Origin of the sequence: Ruegeria sp. HKCCA5463 (genome assembly GCF_013034175.1) — a bacterium.
Lineage (GTDB): Bacteria > Pseudomonadota > Alphaproteobacteria > Rhodobacterales > Rhodobacteraceae > Ruegeria.
In genome coordinates this window covers 85403-103223 of record NZ_WQFL01000001.1, presented here as the reverse complement: position 1 = coordinate 103223, position 17821 = coordinate 85403, and the positions used below count along the sequence as shown (strand labels likewise).

At 59.1% G+C, this 17821-nt stretch carries 17 protein-coding genes; 6 read left to right on the top strand and 11 right to left on the bottom strand.

The features are described from left to right. Positions 1-31 precede the first annotated feature (31 nt). The 3 genes from GOW09_RS00525 to GOW09_RS00515 are packed head-to-tail and all read left to right on the top strand — an operon-like array spanning position 32 to position 3389. Complete coding sequence (locus tag GOW09_RS00525) at positions 32-1105, top strand: AI-2E family transporter (RefSeq protein WP_171114837.1); 1074 nt, start codon at positions 32-34, stop codon at positions 1103-1105. Further along, on the top strand, positions 1106-1795 hold the full coding sequence (locus GOW09_RS00520) for a DnaA ATPase domain-containing protein (protein WP_171114835.1): 690 nt from the start codon (positions 1106-1108) through the stop codon (positions 1793-1795). It begins immediately after the preceding gene. Between the two features lie 49 nt (positions 1796-1844). Next, the gene (locus tag GOW09_RS00515) at positions 1845-3389 is read left to right on the top strand and encodes a Ppx/GppA family phosphatase (protein ID WP_152458711.1); all 1545 of its coding nucleotides are present in this window, start codon (positions 1845-1847) and stop codon (positions 3387-3389) included. A 12-nt stretch (positions 3390-3401) separates the two neighbouring features. Here GOW09_RS00515 and GOW09_RS00510 read toward each other — a convergent pair whose 3' ends face one another. The 6 genes from GOW09_RS00510 to scpA all read right to left on the bottom strand — a co-directional run bounded on the left by GOW09_RS00510 (position 3402) and on the right by scpA (position 8865). After that, on the bottom strand, positions 3402-3776 hold the full coding sequence (locus GOW09_RS00510; protein WP_171114833.1) for a hypothetical protein: 375 nt from the start codon (positions 3774-3776) through the stop codon (positions 3402-3404). Positions 3777-3813: 37 nt separating this feature from the next. Next, positions 3814-4815, bottom strand: a complete 1002-nt coding sequence (locus tag GOW09_RS00505; RefSeq protein ID WP_171114831.1) for an endonuclease/exonuclease/phosphatase family protein — start codon at positions 4813-4815, stop codon at positions 3814-3816. A 4-nt stretch (positions 4816-4819) separates the two neighbouring features. Beyond that, entirely contained in the window at positions 4820-5500 is a 681-nt protein-coding gene (locus GOW09_RS00500; protein WP_171114829.1) for a molecular chaperone DjiA, read from the bottom strand. 45 nt (positions 5501-5545) lie between these two features. Beyond that, a complete protein-coding gene (locus tag GOW09_RS00495) occupies positions 5546-6034 on the bottom strand; it encodes a GNAT family N-acetyltransferase (RefSeq protein WP_171114827.1) in 489 nt (162 codons plus the stop codon). Further along, entirely contained in the window at positions 6031-6633 is a 603-nt protein-coding gene (locus tag GOW09_RS00490) for a VOC family protein (RefSeq protein ID WP_171114825.1), read from the bottom strand. The genes GOW09_RS00495 and GOW09_RS00490 overlap by 4 nt, the downstream gene beginning before the upstream one ends. Positions 6634-6738: 105 nt before the next feature. Beyond that, positions 6739-8865 carry a methylmalonyl-CoA mutase gene (scpA, locus tag GOW09_RS00485; protein WP_171114823.1) on the bottom strand — a complete coding sequence of 709 codons (2127 nt, stop codon included), beginning with the start codon at positions 8863-8865 and terminating at the stop codon, positions 6739-6741. Between the two features lie 168 nt (positions 8866-9033). Here scpA and GOW09_RS00480 point away from each other — a divergent pair, with 168 nt between their 5' ends. Further along, entirely contained in the window at positions 9034-9480 is a 447-nt protein-coding gene (locus tag GOW09_RS00480) for a DUF4174 domain-containing protein (protein WP_152458718.1), read from the top strand. Between the two features lie 76 nt (positions 9481-9556). Here the strand turns inward: GOW09_RS00480 and GOW09_RS00475 are convergent, their stop codons facing one another. Together GOW09_RS00475 and GOW09_RS00470 are read right to left on the bottom strand one after the other, a co-directional pair. Then, entirely contained in the window at positions 9557-11605 is a 2049-nt protein-coding gene (locus GOW09_RS00475; protein ID WP_171114821.1) for an acetyl/propionyl/methylcrotonyl-CoA carboxylase subunit alpha, read from the bottom strand. A gap of 116 nt (positions 11606-11721) precedes the next feature. Beyond that, positions 11722-11925 (bottom strand): hypothetical protein, encoded by a 204-nt coding sequence (locus GOW09_RS00470; protein ID WP_170343657.1) that lies wholly within the window; start codon positions 11923-11925, stop codon positions 11722-11724. A 650-nt stretch (positions 11926-12575) separates the two neighbouring features. On the opposite strand from GOW09_RS00470, the gene GOW09_RS00465 reads away from it, so the two are divergent. Beyond that, positions 12576-13727 (top strand): DcaP family trimeric outer membrane transporter, encoded by a 1152-nt coding sequence (locus GOW09_RS00465; protein WP_171114819.1) that lies wholly within the window; start codon positions 12576-12578, stop codon positions 13725-13727. 86 nt (positions 13728-13813) lie between these two features. On the opposite strand, the gene GOW09_RS00460 is transcribed toward GOW09_RS00465, so the two are convergent. The 3 genes from GOW09_RS00460 to GOW09_RS00450 all read right to left on the bottom strand — a co-directional run bounded on the left by GOW09_RS00460 (position 13814) and on the right by GOW09_RS00450 (position 16427). After that, on the bottom strand, positions 13814-14167 hold the full coding sequence (locus GOW09_RS00460) for a hypothetical protein (RefSeq protein WP_152458722.1): 354 nt from the start codon (positions 14165-14167) through the stop codon (positions 13814-13816). Between the two features lie 133 nt (positions 14168-14300). After that, positions 14301-14786: a DUF6497 family protein gene (locus tag GOW09_RS00455; RefSeq protein WP_171114817.1), complete on the bottom strand. Its 486-nt coding sequence runs from the start codon at positions 14784-14786 to the stop codon at positions 14301-14303. 108 nt (positions 14787-14894) lie between these two features. Then, positions 14895-16427 (bottom strand): acyl-CoA carboxylase subunit beta, encoded by a 1533-nt coding sequence (locus tag GOW09_RS00450; RefSeq protein ID WP_171114816.1) that lies wholly within the window; start codon positions 16425-16427, stop codon positions 14895-14897. A 183-nt stretch (positions 16428-16610) separates the two neighbouring features. Between GOW09_RS00450 and GOW09_RS00445 the strand changes: the two genes are divergently transcribed. After that, positions 16611-17816, top strand: a complete 1206-nt coding sequence (locus GOW09_RS00445) for a multidrug effflux MFS transporter (protein ID WP_171114813.1) — start codon at positions 16611-16613, stop codon at positions 17814-17816. The last annotated feature ends 5 nt before the right edge of the window (positions 17817-17821 follow it).

Genomic DNA, 17821 nt, shown 5'->3' with positions numbered 1-17821 from the left:
CGCCTGCAAAGGCCTGAACAAGGGGATCACGATGGCTTTGCCGGTAAAGGATCAGCTGAGATACTGGGGCGTCGCCGCTGCGGTTTTTGTTTTGATCCTCTGGGCTTTGGGGGATGTCCTGCTGCCCTTCGTCATAGGCGGAGCAATTGCGTATTTCCTTGATCCCGTTGCGGATCGGCTGGAGCGGTTGGGCCTGTCGCGCATCGCAGCTACAGCCATCATCACCGTCGTCGGGATTTTGGGGTTTATTTTGGCGATCCTGATGGTCGTGCCCGCCCTGATTACTCAATTGCTGGATCTGATCGACGTTCTGCCTGACCTTTTCAAGCAATTGCGCGGGTTCATTGAAAAACAATTCCCGTCGCTGCTGGACCGGGAATCAAACACTCATCAGATGCTGGTGTCCTTCGGCGACATGCTGAAGTCCAAGACCGGGGATGTTCTGCAAACGGTTCTTGCCTCACTCGGGTCCGCGATAAACATTGTTGTCCTTCTGGTGATCGTGCCCGTCGTGGCTGTTTACCTGCTGCTGGACTGGGATCGCATGGTCGCTCGCATCGGAGAGCTCCTGCCGCGTGACCACGCCCCCACCATCAGGCGGCTGGCCGGTGAGATTGACGCCGTGCTGGCCTCTTTCGTGCGCGGGATGGGAACGGTCTGCCTGATCCTAGGTACCTACTATGCCGTCGCGCTGATGCTTGCCGGTCTGCAATTCGGCCTGATCGTGGGGTTCATCGCGGGGCTGGTCACGTTCATCCCCTATCTGGGCGCCCTGATCGGAGGCTCATTGGCCATCGGGCTGGCGCTGTTTCAGTTTTGGGGAGATTGGGCACATGTCGGACTGATCGCGGGGATCTTTGCCATCGGGCAGGTCACCGAGGGGAATTTCCTGACACCCAAACTGGTAGGCAGCTCTGTCGGGCTGCACCCGGTCTGGCTGCTGCTGGCACTGTCGGTCTTTGGGGCCTTGTTCGGCTTTGTCGGCATGCTGATCGCCGTGCCCGTGGCCGCAGCATTGGGCGTGCTGGCCCGATTTGCCACATCGCTGTACCTGGACAGCCGACTTTATACCGGTCTTGAACGTCAGGATCAGGAAACCGAGTAAATGGCCCGACAACTCAGCTTTGATCTGCCCGCCAAAACTGCGCTCGGGCGAGAGGACTTTTTTGTGTCGCCTGCCAATGCCTTGGCCGTGGCGATGATCTCGGCCACATCCTGGCCGGGAAACAAGCTTGTTCTGACCGGCCCGGCCGGTGCGGGCAAAACCCATCTGGCGCATGTCTGGGCCGCGGAAACCGGCGGGCGCATCATTCAGGCCGCTGATTTGCGGTATGACGACGTGCCGGATCTGGCACGCAGGCCGATTGCCGTCGAAGACGTGCCCATGATCGCCGACGATGCCGACCAGCAGAAAACGCTGTTTCACCTGCATAATCTGGTTCTGGCCGAAGGAAACGCCCTGCTGATGACTGGTCGGCTGGCCCCGAAATTCTGGGAATTGCCACTGGCTGATCTGCAAAGCCGGGTCGAAGGCGCCCATCACGTGGCGCTGGATCCGCCCGACGATGCGTTGCTGGGGGCGGTTCTGGCCAAACTGTTCGTAGATCGGCAGCTGAACCCCGGCCCCGAGGTAATCGCCTATCTGGTCAAACACATGGATCGTCGATTTGAAACTGCGGCCGACGTAGTGGCGCAGCTGGATCAATTGGCCCTTATGGAAAAGCGCGACATCACCCGTTCCCTGGCCGTGCGGGTTCTGAACATGAGCCCGGACGAGATCGAGACGGGTGATTGACCCGCACCCGCCAATTTCGCATCCTCACACAGCATTATCTGGAAGACACATGGATCAGACCGCTGCAACCGACATCCCTGACTGGGGACCTTTCGGAAAGCCACTGTTCGACGAGCCTGGAACCCGGGCATTGTCGCGTGTCGGAGTTGTCGATGTCGGATCCAACTCGGTCCGGATGGTCATCTTTGACGGTGCGGCCCGATCGCCGGCCTATTTCTACAATGAAAAGGTCATGTGCGAATTGGGCGCGGGCCTGTCCGAGACCGGGCGACTGAACCCGCGTGGGCGCGAACGGGCACTGGCGGCGCTGCGGCGGTTTCAGAATCTGGCGGTTGATCTGGAATTGCCGGGTTTGCATGTCGTGGCCACGGCAGCTGTGCGCGAGGCCAAGGACGGGCCGGATTTCTGCGATCAGGTCAAGGCAGAGACCGGGCTGCACGTGGAAGTCATCGACGGGGAAGAAGAAGCCCGTTTATCAGCTCAGGGAGTGCTGCTGGGATGGCCTGGAGCCTATGGCCTGATCTGCGACATCGGCGGGTCGTCGATGGAACTGGCCGAGATCGGAGACGGTCAGGTCGGCCGCCGCCTGACTTCGGCCCTCGGGCCGTTGAAACTGCGCGATATCAAGGGCGGGCGGCGCGCACGCAAGGCCCATATCAAAAGCACGATGGAACAGCTGCGCGATCAAATGGGTCCGCAGCGGGATCGTCTGTTTCTGGTTGGCGGCAGCTGGCGGGCCTTTGCCCGGCTGGACATGCTGCGGCGGGGCTATCCGCTGAACGTGCTGCATGAATACCGGATGACGACAAAACAGGTTCGTGAAACGATCAAGTTCATTGAAAAGAACGATCATGAAAAGCTGCGCAGCCAGGCCGGTGTATCCAGCTCGCGGATGTCGCTCATCCCCTACGCGATGGATGTTCTGGCCCGGCTGATCCGAACGTTCAAACCGAAGGACATCGCCATATCCAGCTATGGGATCCGTGAGGGATTGCTGTATGAACAGATGTCGCAGGAGTTGCGCGACCGGGACCCGTTGATCGAAGCCAGCCTTTTTTCCGAATCCAAGGATGCCCGCCTGCCCGGATTTGGCCGAAACCTCTATGATTTCGTGATGCCGCTGTTCAAATCAGCCCCCCCCAGCAGCGTTCGACTGATCAAGGCTGCATGCCTACTGCACGATGTCAGCTGGCGTGCTCATCCCGATTACCGGGCCGAAGTCTGTTTCGACAACGTCACCCGCGCCAATCTGGGTGGCTTGAAGCATTCAGAACGTGTCTTTATCGGGCTTGCCTTGCAGCACCGGTATCGCAACAAACGCGAGGGAAACCGCTTTGCGCCCCTGTATGATCTGCTGGACGAAAAAGGCCAGAAAGACGCCGAGATTCTGGGCAAGGCCATGCGCTTTGGCGCGATGCTGTGGATGCACAATGACGCCAATATGGGGCGTCTGAAATTCTATCCCAAAAAGCGGGAGTTGGAGCTGTACCTGCCCGAAGCAGCAGCCCCCCTGTTCAGTGAAGTTGCCGAAGCGCGTCTGAATTCACTGGCGAACGCCCTGAAATCCGATACGCGCGTGATCATCAAGGGCTGACCCTCGATCCGATCAGATATCAGTTGCCCCTTCGGGCAATTCTTCACCTTCATTTTCAGGCTCTGGCGGATCCTCGGCCTGTTTCCTGCGGATGATGATATCGCCATTGGGCAAGATCTCGGGCGCTTCATAAGCGCTCCAATCCTTGATCTCGGCCCCCAGCTCGGCCAGTGCGGGGCCCATTTCCCGCAAGAACGACTGCATTGCCGGGCCAAACTCATCCGCAAGGCCCAGCAGATCATCCAGCGCCGGTTCCATTTCCTTGCGCAGACCTTCGAAAAACAGCTCGGCCCCCTGCTCCATCAGGGATTTGCTGTTGTCTTCCTGCGAAAGGGCCGGCGCGGCGATGCCGGCAGTGATCGTGCTGATCAGCAAAACGTGTTTCATACCTAGAATATAGCGCCCCAGCCGCAGGCGTGAAAGGTCACAGGTCGATGTCCAGTGTGACCGGGAAATGATCCGACGCCGTCAGCAGCGCCTGTCGCAGGTCCGGTGCGGACCAACAGGCCGCGTCGCGAAACGGATGCCAAATGCGCCAGGCCGGGCGGTATGCACGCAGATCCTGGGTTATCATTATGTAATCCAGAAGAGCCTCGAGAAACCTGCCTTCTTCCGGGCGGGCAAAACGCGCCGTGGAAGGTATCGATCCCGGCCGAAAACCATGAGCCGTCACCGCGTGCGGGTCGAACAAACCTGCCTCCAGCAAAATCTCAACCGAAGAGCGGCCGAACAGATGCTCGAACTCATCCAGCCCGGGGCCGTCGTTCAGGTCTCCCAGCAGAATGACGGGTTCCTGGCTGGCAACGTGCATCTCGACCCGCCTGGCCAGCCAGACCGCCTGCGCCAGTTGCTTGCGGCGGTTGGCAATCGAGATCCGGATCGCCTCATCCCGCGACCCGGCCCCATGCGGAGCCTTGGATTTCAAATGAGCTCCGATCAGCCGGACGTCGTGGCCCGACTGCGTCGTCACCGCCAATTCCATCGGTGGTTTGGAAAACCGCACGACATCCTCGGTCGCATCAATATCCAGATCGATTCTGAACGCACCATCGAACCGGGGGGCCAAGGGGTCGTCGATGTCACCCTTGGGATCATGGCGCACGGTGAGAATGGTCCTGTCGTAGAGCAGCGCCAGCTCTTGATGGGTGTCGTTGGCAAATCCCATCACCGCGTCAGAGATGCGCAGATCGAACGCCTCGGCAAAGGTTTGCAGGGCCCGCACCGTGTTCTGGCGTTTGCCGGTGTTCGGAGCCTCGACAATCAATACCGCATCCGCGTCAATCGCGATCAGCACTTTTGCAATCGCCTCGACCTGCTGCGCCTTGGTGACATCATGCCGACCGGACCAGGTGTCATCGACGATCAGATTGTCGTTTTGATCAAAAAGATTGGCAAACCATTCGATATTGTAGGTCGCCAGCCGCATCCTGTCAGGCCCGCGCGCCGTTGATCTCATCCCAGGCGCGGTTGATGTCGATCATCTTTTTCTCGGCCAGTCTGATCGCCTCTTCCGGGACACCGCGCGCCATCATGGCGTCCGGGTGCGTTTCGCGGACCAGCCTTCGCCAGACTTTGCGGATATCGGGCAAGGGCATGTCCTGCGGCACGCCCAGAACCGTGTAAGGATCTTTTGGCGCATCCGGCACAAATCGCGCCCGCAATGCTTTGAATTGAGCGTCGGACTGCCCGAAGATCTTGCTCACTTCCTCCAAGAACGCGTTCTCATTGGGATGGTAGAACCCATCGGCCATGGCGATGTGAAACAGCCCCTCCATAAGGTCGCAAAGCGTGGTGCTGTCTTCGGCGAACATCCGGGCGATCTTGCGGGCATAGTCCTGATACCCCGCCACATCCGTGCGCGCCATGTTGAAGACCCGCGCGGCATCTTCTTCGTCTTCGCGCGCGATCTGGAACACATCGCGGAAGGCAGTGACTTCATCTCGTGTCACCTGACCATCTGCCTTGGCCATTTTGGCGCCCAGGGCAATCACCGCAATCGTGAACGCCACCGATCGTTCCGGCGGTGTTCGCAGCTTTTCAAAAACTGCGGCCAGGCTTTCGCCTTGGGCCAGCGCGCTGAGCGCATCGGATATGCGGGTCCAGATCGACATGGGCGTACACTAGCGTCACAATTCGGGACTGTCAGGTGCGACAGATCATTCAGGTGAAAGAATTTTCTGCATCAGCACAAGATCCAGCCATTGACCCCATTTGAACCCTACTTCGGGCATGCGACCAACCTGTGAAAAGCCCAGCGCCGCGTGAAACGCCACGGCGCCCGGATTGGCCGAGGAAATGCCTGCAACCAAAACATGCACACCGTCGGTTCGTGCGGCCGCCTCAAGCGCTTGCATCAAAGCACGCCCAACGCCTTTTCCGCGCGCATCCGGTGACAGCTGGATCGAGTGTTCGCGCGTCTGCGCGTATCCGGGGCCCGCACGAAACGGGACATAGGTGGCAAAACCAACAACTTGCCCATCATGTTCGGCGACCAGGAAGCCGGTGCCCCGCGCCTTAATATCTTCGGTGATTTGCGTCGTGCTGCGCTCATCGGTCGTGAAGGTGATCAAGGACTCGCGGATGATCGCATTGGTGATCCTGGCGATTGCGGGCGCATCCGCCGCCATGGCCGGGCGAATGTTCATTCCAACACCCGGACCCCATGAGGCGTCTCGAACTCCGCCCTGAGCGCGGCCGGGCCGGTGTCGAACACCACTTGATCCAATGCACCTAGATGTCTGGCCAGCGTCAACGCATCCGGGTGGTACACAACCAAGCGCCGCAGCCGACAGCCGCTGTTTTGCAGCATGTCGGCCGGGTGAAGGTCGCCCTGCCATTCGATAAGTGCGGGAAACAAGTTGTCGAACGGCAAGCGCCCGGTTGGTGGAACCGCCATGCGCCACCGCAGCGCGCCCCGGGTCAGATCGATCGGTTGCCCGACACCATCGGGAAACAACGCAAGCGAAGCTTCGATATCCTCGACCCGGCAAATCCAGTTGGTCAGACGCGGGCTACCCTCGAAGCGGTCCAGATCGAACCACCGCGTTCTGCCCGGCGTTTGCGCCTGCGGGTCGATCGCAATCGCCTCCAGATAGAGCCCGTCCCTGAGGCCTAGCAACTTGTTGTATGTCCCGAACGTCTCGTGCTTGCCGCCGGGTTGCAGCGCAACGCCAAGCGCTTGTTCGATATGGGCAGATGCGTCTTCCAATGTTTCACCCGCGACGGCCAGATGATCCAGTAACATGTGCCACCTCCTGCAAGTTTACGGCCAGACCCTTGCGGATCTGGCCGTATGTTTCCGCCAAAGAGGCGCGATCACAAGATGTTTCGACGAATAACCCGACCTTCGTCAGCCGCGCGCTTCGCTGATCAGGCGCAGGATGTCCTGAGCGGCCTCGGGAATGTTGGTGCCCGGGCCAAAGATGGCCTTGACCCCATGATCATAAAGGAACTGGTAATCCTGCTGCGGGATCACCCCGCCGCAGATCACAATGATGTCCTCGGCCCCGGCTTTTTTCAGCTCTTCCACCAGTTGCGGGGCCAATGTCTTGTGCCCTGCCGCCTGCGAGGAAATACCGACCACATGCACGTCATTGTCCACCGCGTCCTGCGCGGCCTCGGCCGGGGTCTGGAACAAGGGGCCAACGTCTACGTCAAACCCGATATCGGCGAACGCGGTGGCAATCACCTTGGCCCCACGGTCATGACCGTCCTGCCCCATCTTGACCACCAGCAGACGGGGGCGACGGCCTTCGGCCTCGGCGAATTCCTCGATGGATTTCTGGATCGCGGCAAAGCCTTCGTCGCCCTCATAGGCCGCGCCATAAACGCCGGCCAGGGTTTTCACTTCGGCGCGGTGGCGGCCGAATTCCTTTTCCATTGCCATGCTGATCTCTCCTACGGATGCGCGGGCACGGGCGGCCTCGACGGCGGCGGCCAGCAGGTTTCCACCCTCGCGGGCAGCCTTGGTCAAAGCGTCCAGCGCCTGTTGGCAAGCAGCCTCGTCACGGGTCGCACGGATACGTTCCAATCGCGCGACCTGCGCTTCGCGTACGGCCACGTTGTCGACGTCCAGAATGTCGATCGGATCTTCCTGTTCTTTGCGGTACTTGTTGACCCCGACGATCACCTCTTCGCCGCGGTCGATCATGGCCTGCCGGCGCGCGGCGCTTTCCTCGATGCGCAGCTTGGGCATACCACTGGCCACGGCCTTGGTCATGCCGCCCATTTCCTCGACCTCTTCCATCAGGGCCCAGGCTTTTTCGATCAGCTCGTTGGTCAGGCTTTCGACGTAGTAGGACCCCGCCAGTGGGTCGACCACATCGGTCACGCCGGTCTCTTCCTGCAACACCAGCTGCGTGTTCCGGGCGATACGGGCCGAAAAGTCGGTGGGCAGCGCGATCGCCTCGTCCAGCGCATTTGTGTGCAACGATTGCGTTCCGCCCAGAACTGCGCTCATCGCCTCATAGGCGGTGCGGATCACGTTGTTGTAAGGATCCTGTTCCTGCAACGAAACACCTGACGTCTGGCAGTGGGTGCGCAGCATTTTTGACCGTTCGGATTTCGCGCCGAAATCGGTCATCACCCGGTGCCACAGCGTGCGCGCGGCGCGCAGTTTGGCGATCTCCATGAAAAAGTTCATGCCGATGGCAAAGAAGAACGACAGCCGGCCTGCGAACTTGTCCACGTCCATCCCGGCCTGTGTCGCTGCACGGACATATTCGCGCCCGTCGGCCAGTGTATAAGCCAGCTCCTGCACCAGGTTCGCGCCGGCCTCTTGCATGTGATAGCCCGAGATCGAGATCGAGTTGAACTTGGGCATCTCGTTCGAGGTATACTCGATGATGTCCGAGATGATCCGCATCGAGGGCTCGGGCGGGTAGATATAGGTGTTTCGCACCATGAATTCCTTCAGAATGTCGTTCTGAATGGTGCCGGACAGAACCGATTTGTCGTGCCCCTGTTCCTCTCCTGCCACGATGAAGTTCGCCAGAATCGGGATCACCGCGCCGTTCATGGTCATCGAGACCGAGACCTGATCCAACGGAATGCCGTCGAACAGGATTTTCATGTCCTCGACACTGTCGATGGCCACACCGGCCTTGCCCACGTCACCGACGACACGCGGGTGGTCGCTGTCATAGCCGCGGTGGGTGGCCAGATCGAAGGCGACCGAAACGCCCTGCTGGCCCGCCGCCAGGTTGCGGCGATAGAAGGCGTTGGATTCTTCGGCGGTCGAAAAGCCCGCATATTGACGGATCGTCCACGGACGGCCCGCATACATCGTGGCCTTCACACCGCGTGTAAACGGACCAAAGCCCGGCAGCGAACCCATATGCGGCAAACCGGCGGTGTCTTCCTGCGTATAGAGCGGTTTGACCGCAATGCCTTCCAGCGTCTCTTTGGTCAGGTCGTCCAGCGGACGTCCGCGCAGCTCTTTCTCGGCCAGCGCTTTCCAATCCTTGGTGTCGGTCATTTCGGTTTCCTCTTGTCAATTCGGATGGCGGCAGTCGAAAGCTTCCGCATTGAGGTCTTGCGCTTGGCCGTTTCATTCAGACGCAAGCGCGACATTTTGAGTGTTTGGTACAAATCGTCGGTCGCAATCGGTGTCACAGAGGCTATATTCGAAGGAACAGGAGGCCACATGACACGCACGCTTGCCTTTGTTTTCTTGGCACTAATCCCGATGTCTGTCTGGGCGGCGGATGGCACGGCGACGACGGATGACAGTTTTGTCCGCCCGGTGGGTGACAGCGAACTCAGCGAGTTTCTTTGGGTCAACCGACCCATCGTAGTCTTTGCCGACACGCCAGCGGACCCGCGGTTCCAGCAACAGATCGACATGCTGCTCGAAGGCGAAGCCGCAATGCGTGAGCGTGACGTGGTGGTTCTGACCGATACCGACCCATCGGCGCGGTCTCCGATCCGGTCACAGCTGCGCCCGCGCGGGTTCCAGATGGTATTCGTCGACAAGGACGGCGTGGTCAAACTGCGCAAACCTTCTCCGTGGAGCGTGCGCGAGATTGGCCGGTCCATCGACAAGACCCCCCTGCGCGAACGCGAAATCCGCGATCGGCGCGAAGGCGGCTGACCGCTTTCGCCACCCCGAAAGACCCCGGCACAGAATGCCAGAGGCTTTGACAGGTATGGCAAAAGCGCGGTCATGATCACTCGAACTCGATGATCACTTCGTCCACGGCGAGGCTGTCGCCGGGGCCAGCATTGATCTTGGCAACGGTGCCCTTCCTCTCGGCGCGCAGGATGTTTTCCATCTTCATCGCCTCGATGGTGCACAGCGCCTGGCCTTCCTGCACCTCTTGCCCCACTTCGACGTCGATCTTCACGACCAGGCCGGGCATCGGGCACAGCAGCATTTTCGAAGTGTCCGGCGGCAGTTTTTCAGGCATCAGACGCGCCAGTTCGGCCTGGCGCGGAGTGCGTATCTGCACCTTGCGATCCGCGCCGCGGTTACGGATGCGGAACCCGCCCGAGATCTTGCCCACCTTCATGACCAGCGGCGCGTCATCGACCGTCATGACGGCAAGCTGATCGCCCGGAGTCCAATCACCCGTCACCCGCATTTCCTGACCGTCGTCAAACCTGATCGTGGCCCCATCCTGATCCGCGTCAACCTTGACGGGCCACTGGATCTCGCGCCCGAAGGAGACGACCCAATCGGTGCCGACCTTGCGTTCGTGATTGTCCATCCGGCCCGACACCCGGGTCCGGCGAATTTCAGCGACGCGATGCATGGCCGCGCAGGACGCCGCAATCCGGCGCAGGTCTGCCTCGGCCAGTTCGACGCCCTCGAACCCGTCGGGGTATTCCTCGGCGATGAAGGCCGTGGTCATATCGCCGCTGATGAATTTCGGATGATCCATCACGGCGGACAGGAACGGCAGGTTGTGGCCAATGCCCTCAACCTCGAAACTGTCCAGCGCCACGCGCATCGCCTCGATCGCCTGATCACGGGTCGGAGCCCAGGTACACAGTTTGGCAATCATCGGGTCGTAATACATGCTGATCTCACCGCCTTCATAGACGCCGGTGTCATTTCGAACGGCAACATCGCCTTCGGGCGCATCCCCCTGCCATTTGCCGTTGGCCAGCATCGGCCCGGCTGCCGTCTCCTGAGGTGGGCGATACCGGGTCAGACGGCCAATCGAGGGCAGGAAGCCGCGATACGGATCCTCGGCGTACAAGCGGTTTTCGATCGCCCATCCGGTCAGTGTCACGTCGTCCTGCGTGATCGACAGCTTTTCACCCGCTGCCACGCGGATCATCTGTTCGACCAGATCAACGCCGGTGATCAGTTCGGTGACAGGGTGTTCCACCTGCAAACGCGTGTTCATTTCCAGGAAATAGAAGTTCTTTTCACCGTCGACGATGAACTCTACCGTTCCCGCGCTGGAATAGCCCACGGCCTTGGCCAGGGCCACGGCCTGTTCCCCCATGGCTTTGCGTGTTGCTTCGTCCAGAAACGGCGACGGCGCCTCTTCCACGACTTTCTGGTTCCGGCGCTGGATCGAGCATTCGCGCTCGCCCAGGTAGATGCCGTTTCCGTGACTGTCGCAAAGAACCTGAATTTCGATGTGACGCGGTTGGGTCACAAATTTCTCGATGAAGATCCGATCATCCCCGAACGAGCTTGCGGCTTCGTTCTTTGACGATTGGAAGCCTTCGCGCGCTTCGTCGTCATTCCACGCGATCCGCATGCCCTTGCCGCCGCCGCCGGCGCTGGCCTTGATCATGACAGGATAGCCGATCTCGTTCGAGATTTTGACCGCCTCTTCGGCGTCTTCGATCAGCCCCATATATCCGGGAACCGTCGACACATTCGCGTCCTGCGCGATTTTCTTCGAGGTGATCTTGTCGCCCATCGCTTCGATCGCGCCCTTCGGGGGACCGACGAAAACCACGCCTTCGGCTTCCAGCGCCTCGGCAAACTTGGCGTTTTCGGACAGGAAACCGTAACCGGGATGGACCGCCTGCGCGCCGCTCTGGCGGATGGCGTCCATCACCTTGTCGATCACGATATAAGACTGGTTTGCAGGTGGCGGGCCGATATGGATGGCTTCGTCCGCCATCGACACATGCAGCGCGTTCTTGTCCGCGTCCGAGAAAATGGCGACGGTGCCGATACCCATCTTGCGGGCGGTCTTGATAACCCGGCAGGCGATCTCGCCCCGGTTGGCGATCAGGATCTTATTGAACATGGAACGTCCTTTGGCTTGGTGTTCTGGAAACGCAAAACGCCGCCGCAGGGAACAATCCCCACGACGGCGTGATGCGCGATGACGGGCGGGACGACATGCGCCCCGCAAAATATGCGTTAGTTACAGGTGTTCTGTGTCTTGCAGTACAGCACGTTGCCCGCCGCACCGACGGCTGCGCCAAACAACGGGTCCGCGTTGAGGACCGCCGCCCCCACTGCCCCGGCACCTCCGCCGAGGATTGCCTGTTCGCCCGTGGTGTCTCCACAGGCGGCCAGGCCCGCGCAGGTCGCCGCAGCAAGGATGAAGCGTGAGAATCGCATTGTATCTGCCCTTTTTGGTTTCTTGGTCCTTTTCGGGTCAGATGCGCGAAACACGCCCTGTTATTCAATATCAACGGGTGCGCAGGCGATTTTTGTGCGGGATTTTGCCTTTTTTTGTCCGATACAGGCAAAAAGAAAAACGCGGACAGGACTATGTGGGGAACACAAGCCTGCCCGCGCAAGGAAGGGGTACGGAATAGTAGGTGCATGTGCGGCGCAGGCAAAGTAGAGCCGCACGGCCTATCCAGTTTGCACAGCACAATATTGCCGGCAAACACAGTATTGTTTCCAATCGGGATTTCGGCTGGAATCTGCCCACACCCGGAAATGCCGCGCAACTTCGCGCCGATACCGGTTCGATACTGCTCGGGCGTTTGAGGCCGCTTTGCCGTCACAGTTTCGTGACAGATCAAGCCGCTTTCCGCGCGTTTCGCGGTTGCAGCATCACGACTCTCGGTCAGCGTTGGACATACAGAACCGCCTTGCGCCAATGCGTTATCCAAGCGGCTCAAGACGTCGTGTTTCAGCGCAGTGAAAAACACACATTTGCTTGAAAAATCAACATCTTCACTTCCCATTCTCGTGATTTCCCAAGGTTTGAACCTCGTGAAACGGTCTGTGTGCACACTCGCACTCAAAGGAACACCCACATGACGAAGACTAGAAAAAAGGCACTCCTGCTTGCTGCCTCTGCGCTTTGTGTGACCAGCACGCTTGCCTTTGCCCAGGATGCCAAAACTCAAGCCGAACTTGACGCCTTGCGCGCCCGGGTCGAGGCGCTGGAGTCCGCCAGTGCCAGCCCTGCCAACGGTGACTTCCGCATCGGCAACACCGTTCTGGACGTTTACGGATATGTAAAGGCCGACTTCTTCTACGATTTCGAGTTCGATCAGGGCGACACGGCGTTCGTGAATGTCATCGGGGAACCGTCGGCCGCGACCGATGGCACATTTGGTGCCACCGTCCGCCAATCGCGGATCGGTCTGCGCACCACCACCCCAAGCGGTATCGGCGATATCGGCGGACAACTGGAACTGGATCTGTTCGGTTCCGGCGGAACAGCCGAATTGCGTGTACGCCACGCCAATATCACCATCGGTGACAACTGGCTGATCGGACAGACCTGGACCAACTTCATGCCGCTGGACACCTACCCGACCTCGGTGGAATTCAACGGCCCCGTTGGTATCCCTTTCGCGCGGGTTCCGCAGGTTCGCTATACCAACTCTTTCGGAACGAACACGTCCTTCGCCGTTTCGATCGAAGAGAATGTCGGCGGTTCGAATTCGGACGATCCGGTTTTGACCGCATCCGCCGAATACAATGACGGGACTTATGTCGCACGTTTGTCCGGCCTTTATGGCAAGGCGGAATCCGGCAATGTCGAAGTTGATCAGACCGGGTTCACGATATCCGGCTCGGTTCGCCCATGGCAGGGCGGCCTGTTCCAGGTCAACTACGTGAACGGCGAGGCACTCGGCCCGTACCTGATCGGCCTTGGTGATCCCATCGTGAACGGCCAGGCCAATGACGTGGATGGATACACCATCGAATTCCGGCAGGATCTGAGCCCGAAATGGAATGTTGGCATTGCATACGGCAAAGAAGACTATGACCTGCCGACCTCGACCGGAACCCTGTCGTTCACCGAACTGGAAACGATCCACGTCAACGCATTTTACAAGGCAACCGAGGATCTGACACTTAGCGCCGAGTACATCTATGGCGAACGGAACGACGCGCCGACCGGCAGAACCTTTGACGGAAACCGCGTTCAGCTGGCCGCTCAGTTGAACTTCTGATGCCGCACACGGATCCTGCCCGGTTTCGGGCAGGGTCATCCCGGAACCGGTCTTGATGGGCTGATATGCGGCGGCTTGGATCACGATTAGCCTGTCCCGTCGATTACGTCGGGAAAGGACGCACGGGCGGCGTCCACATCGATTACTAGCATTGCGTCATAGCTGGCCGGATCAAAAGGATCTTCCGCCGGGATGACTTCGCGCCCGAAAAGCCAGCTGAGACGTCCGGCATCCAGATTGCCCCGCTCGAACGGCTGATCGCCGAAATGCGCCCAAAGGGCCTCCATGAAGGCGGCATCGGCACGTTTGTCCGCCGGTTTGCGATCCCGGAACCGTTCCCGCCGCGTAAGCGGTGTGACGCCTTTGGGATTGGCGCGGCGAATAGTGAACTGAAAATCGGTGCCTGAAAGACGCCCCGGAAACCCGCGATGTTTCAGCATGGCGACACTCCACAGCTTTGTTTTGCAGACAAAAATAGTTCGAACCCGAACTTGGATGGGATCATGTTGCGCACCTCCAAAGCCGCACCGTTGGTCTGAGAAGCTTTGACGTCATGACAGCGTAAGTTCATGGTCAAAGCCCTTCCCAGATACACCGGGACTGCTCCAGCCGGTAGGCTTCAAAATACTGGGTCGCGTCCGGAGCGGTGTCGCCAAATTCCACCGGGCGATCAGACAGGGAAATGACAACTCTGGATGGCTGCAATTCGTGCAGAGCCACATAAGGAACGGCTAGAACCTGGCACAGATGCTCCATATCCTTGGACGCCACGTCATAGCCGATCCGTCCCACTGACGCTCCGATCTTCGGGGCGACAAATCGAAAGCGCACCCAAAGCTCACCGGGGTTGTTGTCCAGCAGGACATCGCTCAGATGCACCGGCTGACCGGACGGCACCGGCAATGAACTGTCTGTCTGGGCAAAAACAGGAACGCCGAGCGCACACAACACCAGACATATGGCACGATCCCGGACCCACCGAAGGCAGGCTCCTCCTTCCGGGATCGCGCGCGCAGTGCTTTTGGCCTGCGCGGTTCTATGTCTGACGGGTCGGATCATTCAACTATTTGTCGCTTTTTGTCAATTCCGCCGCAATTTTGAGCATTTTCGCTAAAAATCGGACTGCCAGTGCCAACAACCGGGGCGGACAACGCCGCCCCGAATGGGTCAAAGCGGAATATTGTCGTGCTTTTTCCAAGGGTTCTTCAGCTGTTTGCCGCGCAAACTGGCAAAGGCTCTGGACACGCGCCGGCGGGTCGAATGCGGCATGATCACCTCGTCGACGAAACCGCGTTCGGCGGCGACAAAGGGGTTTGCAAACCGATCTTCGTAATCGGCGACATGCTGTGCGGTCTTTTCCGCATCATGCAGATCTGCCCGATGAATAATCTCGGTTGCACCCTTGGCACCCATCACCGCGATTTCGGCTGTCGGCCAGGCATAGTTGAAATCGCCGCGCAGATGTTTGGACGCCATAACCACATAGGCACCGCCATACGCCTTGCGCGTGATCACCGTGACCTTAGGCACGGTCGCCTCGCCATATGCATAAAGCAGCTTTGCGCCGTGCTTGATCACACCGCTGTATTCCTGCTGTGTGCCCGGCAGAAAGCCCGGAACATCGACAAGCGTCAGGATCGGAATTTCGAAACAGTCGCAGAACCGCACGAACCGCGCCGCCTTACGCGAACTGTCGATGTCCAGACATCCCGCCAAGACCATCGGCTGGTTTGCCACCACACCTACGGTCTGACCTTCCAGCCGGATAAAGCCGGTGATGATATTCTTGGCGAAATCTTCCTGAATTTCGTAGAAATCACCCTCATCGGCTATTTTGGTGATGAGTTCCTTCATGTCATAGGGCGTATTCGGATTGTCCGGAACCAGAGTGTCCAGCGAATCCTCGATCCGGTGCGGGTCATCAAAGAACGGACGCACCGGAGGTTTCTCGCGGTTGTTGAGCGGCAGGAAATCCACCAGACGGCGCACTTCTGCCAATGCTTCCACATCGTTTTCGAACGCCGCATCGGCGACCGAGGATTTCCTGGTGTGGGTCGAGGCACCACCCAGTTCTTCGGCCGTTACAACCTCGTTGGTGACCGTTTTGACCACGTCGGGGCCCGTCACGAACATGTATGACGTGTCTTTGACCATAAAAATGAAGTCAGTCATCGCGGGGCTGTAAACCGCACCGCCGGCGCATGGGCCCATGATTACACTGATCTGCGGAACCACACCCGAGGCCGTGATGTTGCGCTGAAACACTTCGGCATAACCCGCCAGAGATGCCACACCTTCCTGGATTCGCGCACCGCCCGAGTCGTTGATTCCGACAATCGGTGCACCGTTTTGCACCGCCATATCCATGATCTTGCAGATTTTCTGGGCATGCGTCTCGGACAGCGACCCACCAAAGACCGTAAAGTCCTGGCTGAACACATAGACCATGCGTCCGTTGATGGTGCCCCAACCCGTGACAACGCCATCACCCGCAGGTTTTTGTTTTTCCATTCCGAATTCGGTGCAACGATGACTGACGAACATGTCGAATTCTTCAAAGCTGCCCTCATCCAGCAGCAACTCGATCCGCTCTCGCGCCGTCAGCTTTCCGCGCGCATGCTGGGCATCGATCCGCCTCTGCCCGCCGCCCAGTCGTGCGTCGTTGCGGCGGTTTTCCAACTCGGAAAGGATGTCTTTCATGACGATTATCCCCTGTAAAATTTGCCGGGACCCTACCCCTTTGCGCCTCTCATCCAAAGCTCTTTTCGGCAAATTTGCAAATATTCAGCAACAACAATCTGGATAACTGTAAACTTGCAAAGTCTCTCGTTGAGATAACTGGATGGCTGGCAATCCAGAATTCCATGACTATACATGTGAACCATGCAGTTCAGCTCTCGCGCGGTTCGCCGCACACCACCCACATTGGCGACACTTGTATTGCTCGCGGGCTTGTCTGCGCTGAGCATGAACCTGTTTCTGCCGAGCTTGCCGAACATGGCCGCGTATTTTGGCGCCGATTACAAGGTCATGCAGCTATCGATCGCGCTGTATCTTCTGGTCAACGCCGTTCTGCAAATCCTGATTGGTCCGCTCGCAGACAAAGCAGGTCGCAGGCCAGTTCTGCTGTGGGGGATCGGCTTGTTCCTGCTAGCCACGCTTGGATGCATCTATGCCCCCAACGTTGAAGTCTTTCTGGCGTTCAGAATGTGCCAGGCGGTCGTGGTTGTCGGCATGGTTCTCAGCCGGGCCGCGGTCAGGGATATGTACGATCAGGATCAGGCGGCATCGATGATCGGTTACGTGACAATGGGTATGGCCGTGGTCCCGATGATCGGCCCGGCGATCGGCGGCCTGCTGGAGGAAAGCTTTGGCTGGAAAGCGAATTTCTGGCTGCCTTTCGCCCTGGGCGCCTTGACGCTTGCCTTGACCTTCGCGGATTTTGGCGAAACGTCAGCCAAAAGCGGCAAGACCCTTGTTCAGCAGTTCAAGGAATACCCTGAACTTCTGACCTCGCCACGGTTCTGGGGCTATTCACTGTCCTGCGCGTTGTCTTCGGGCACATTCTTTGCCTATCTCGGTGGCGCGCCCTTTATTGGAACCGAGCTGTTCGGACTAAGCGCGGCACAGGTCGGCATATTTTTCGGCGCCCCCGCAGTGGGCTATTTTGTTGGCAACTTTCTGAGCGGTCGCTTTTCCGTACAGATTGGCATCAACCGGATGGTGCTGTGGGGCAGCCTGCTGAACGCCTTGGGCGTTGCGCTTTCGGCATCCTTGTTCCTCACAGGTCTGGGCACCGCACTCAGCTTTTTCAGCTTGATGACCTTTGTGGGCGTCGGAAACGGCATGGCCATTCCCAATGCCACCTCCGGCGCATTGTCCGTTCGTCCGCATCTGGCCGCGACCGCCTCGGGGTTGAGCGGCGCAATCATGCTGGGCGGCGGCGCGGGCCTGAGCGCGTTGGCAGGCACCCTGCTGACCCGGGAAACCGGCGCCATGCCCTTGCTCTGGCTGATGCTAACCTCTGCAGTTCTGGCGATTTTCGCAATTGGATCCGTCATTCGGCGAGAGCGTCAATTGGGGCTGTAACGACT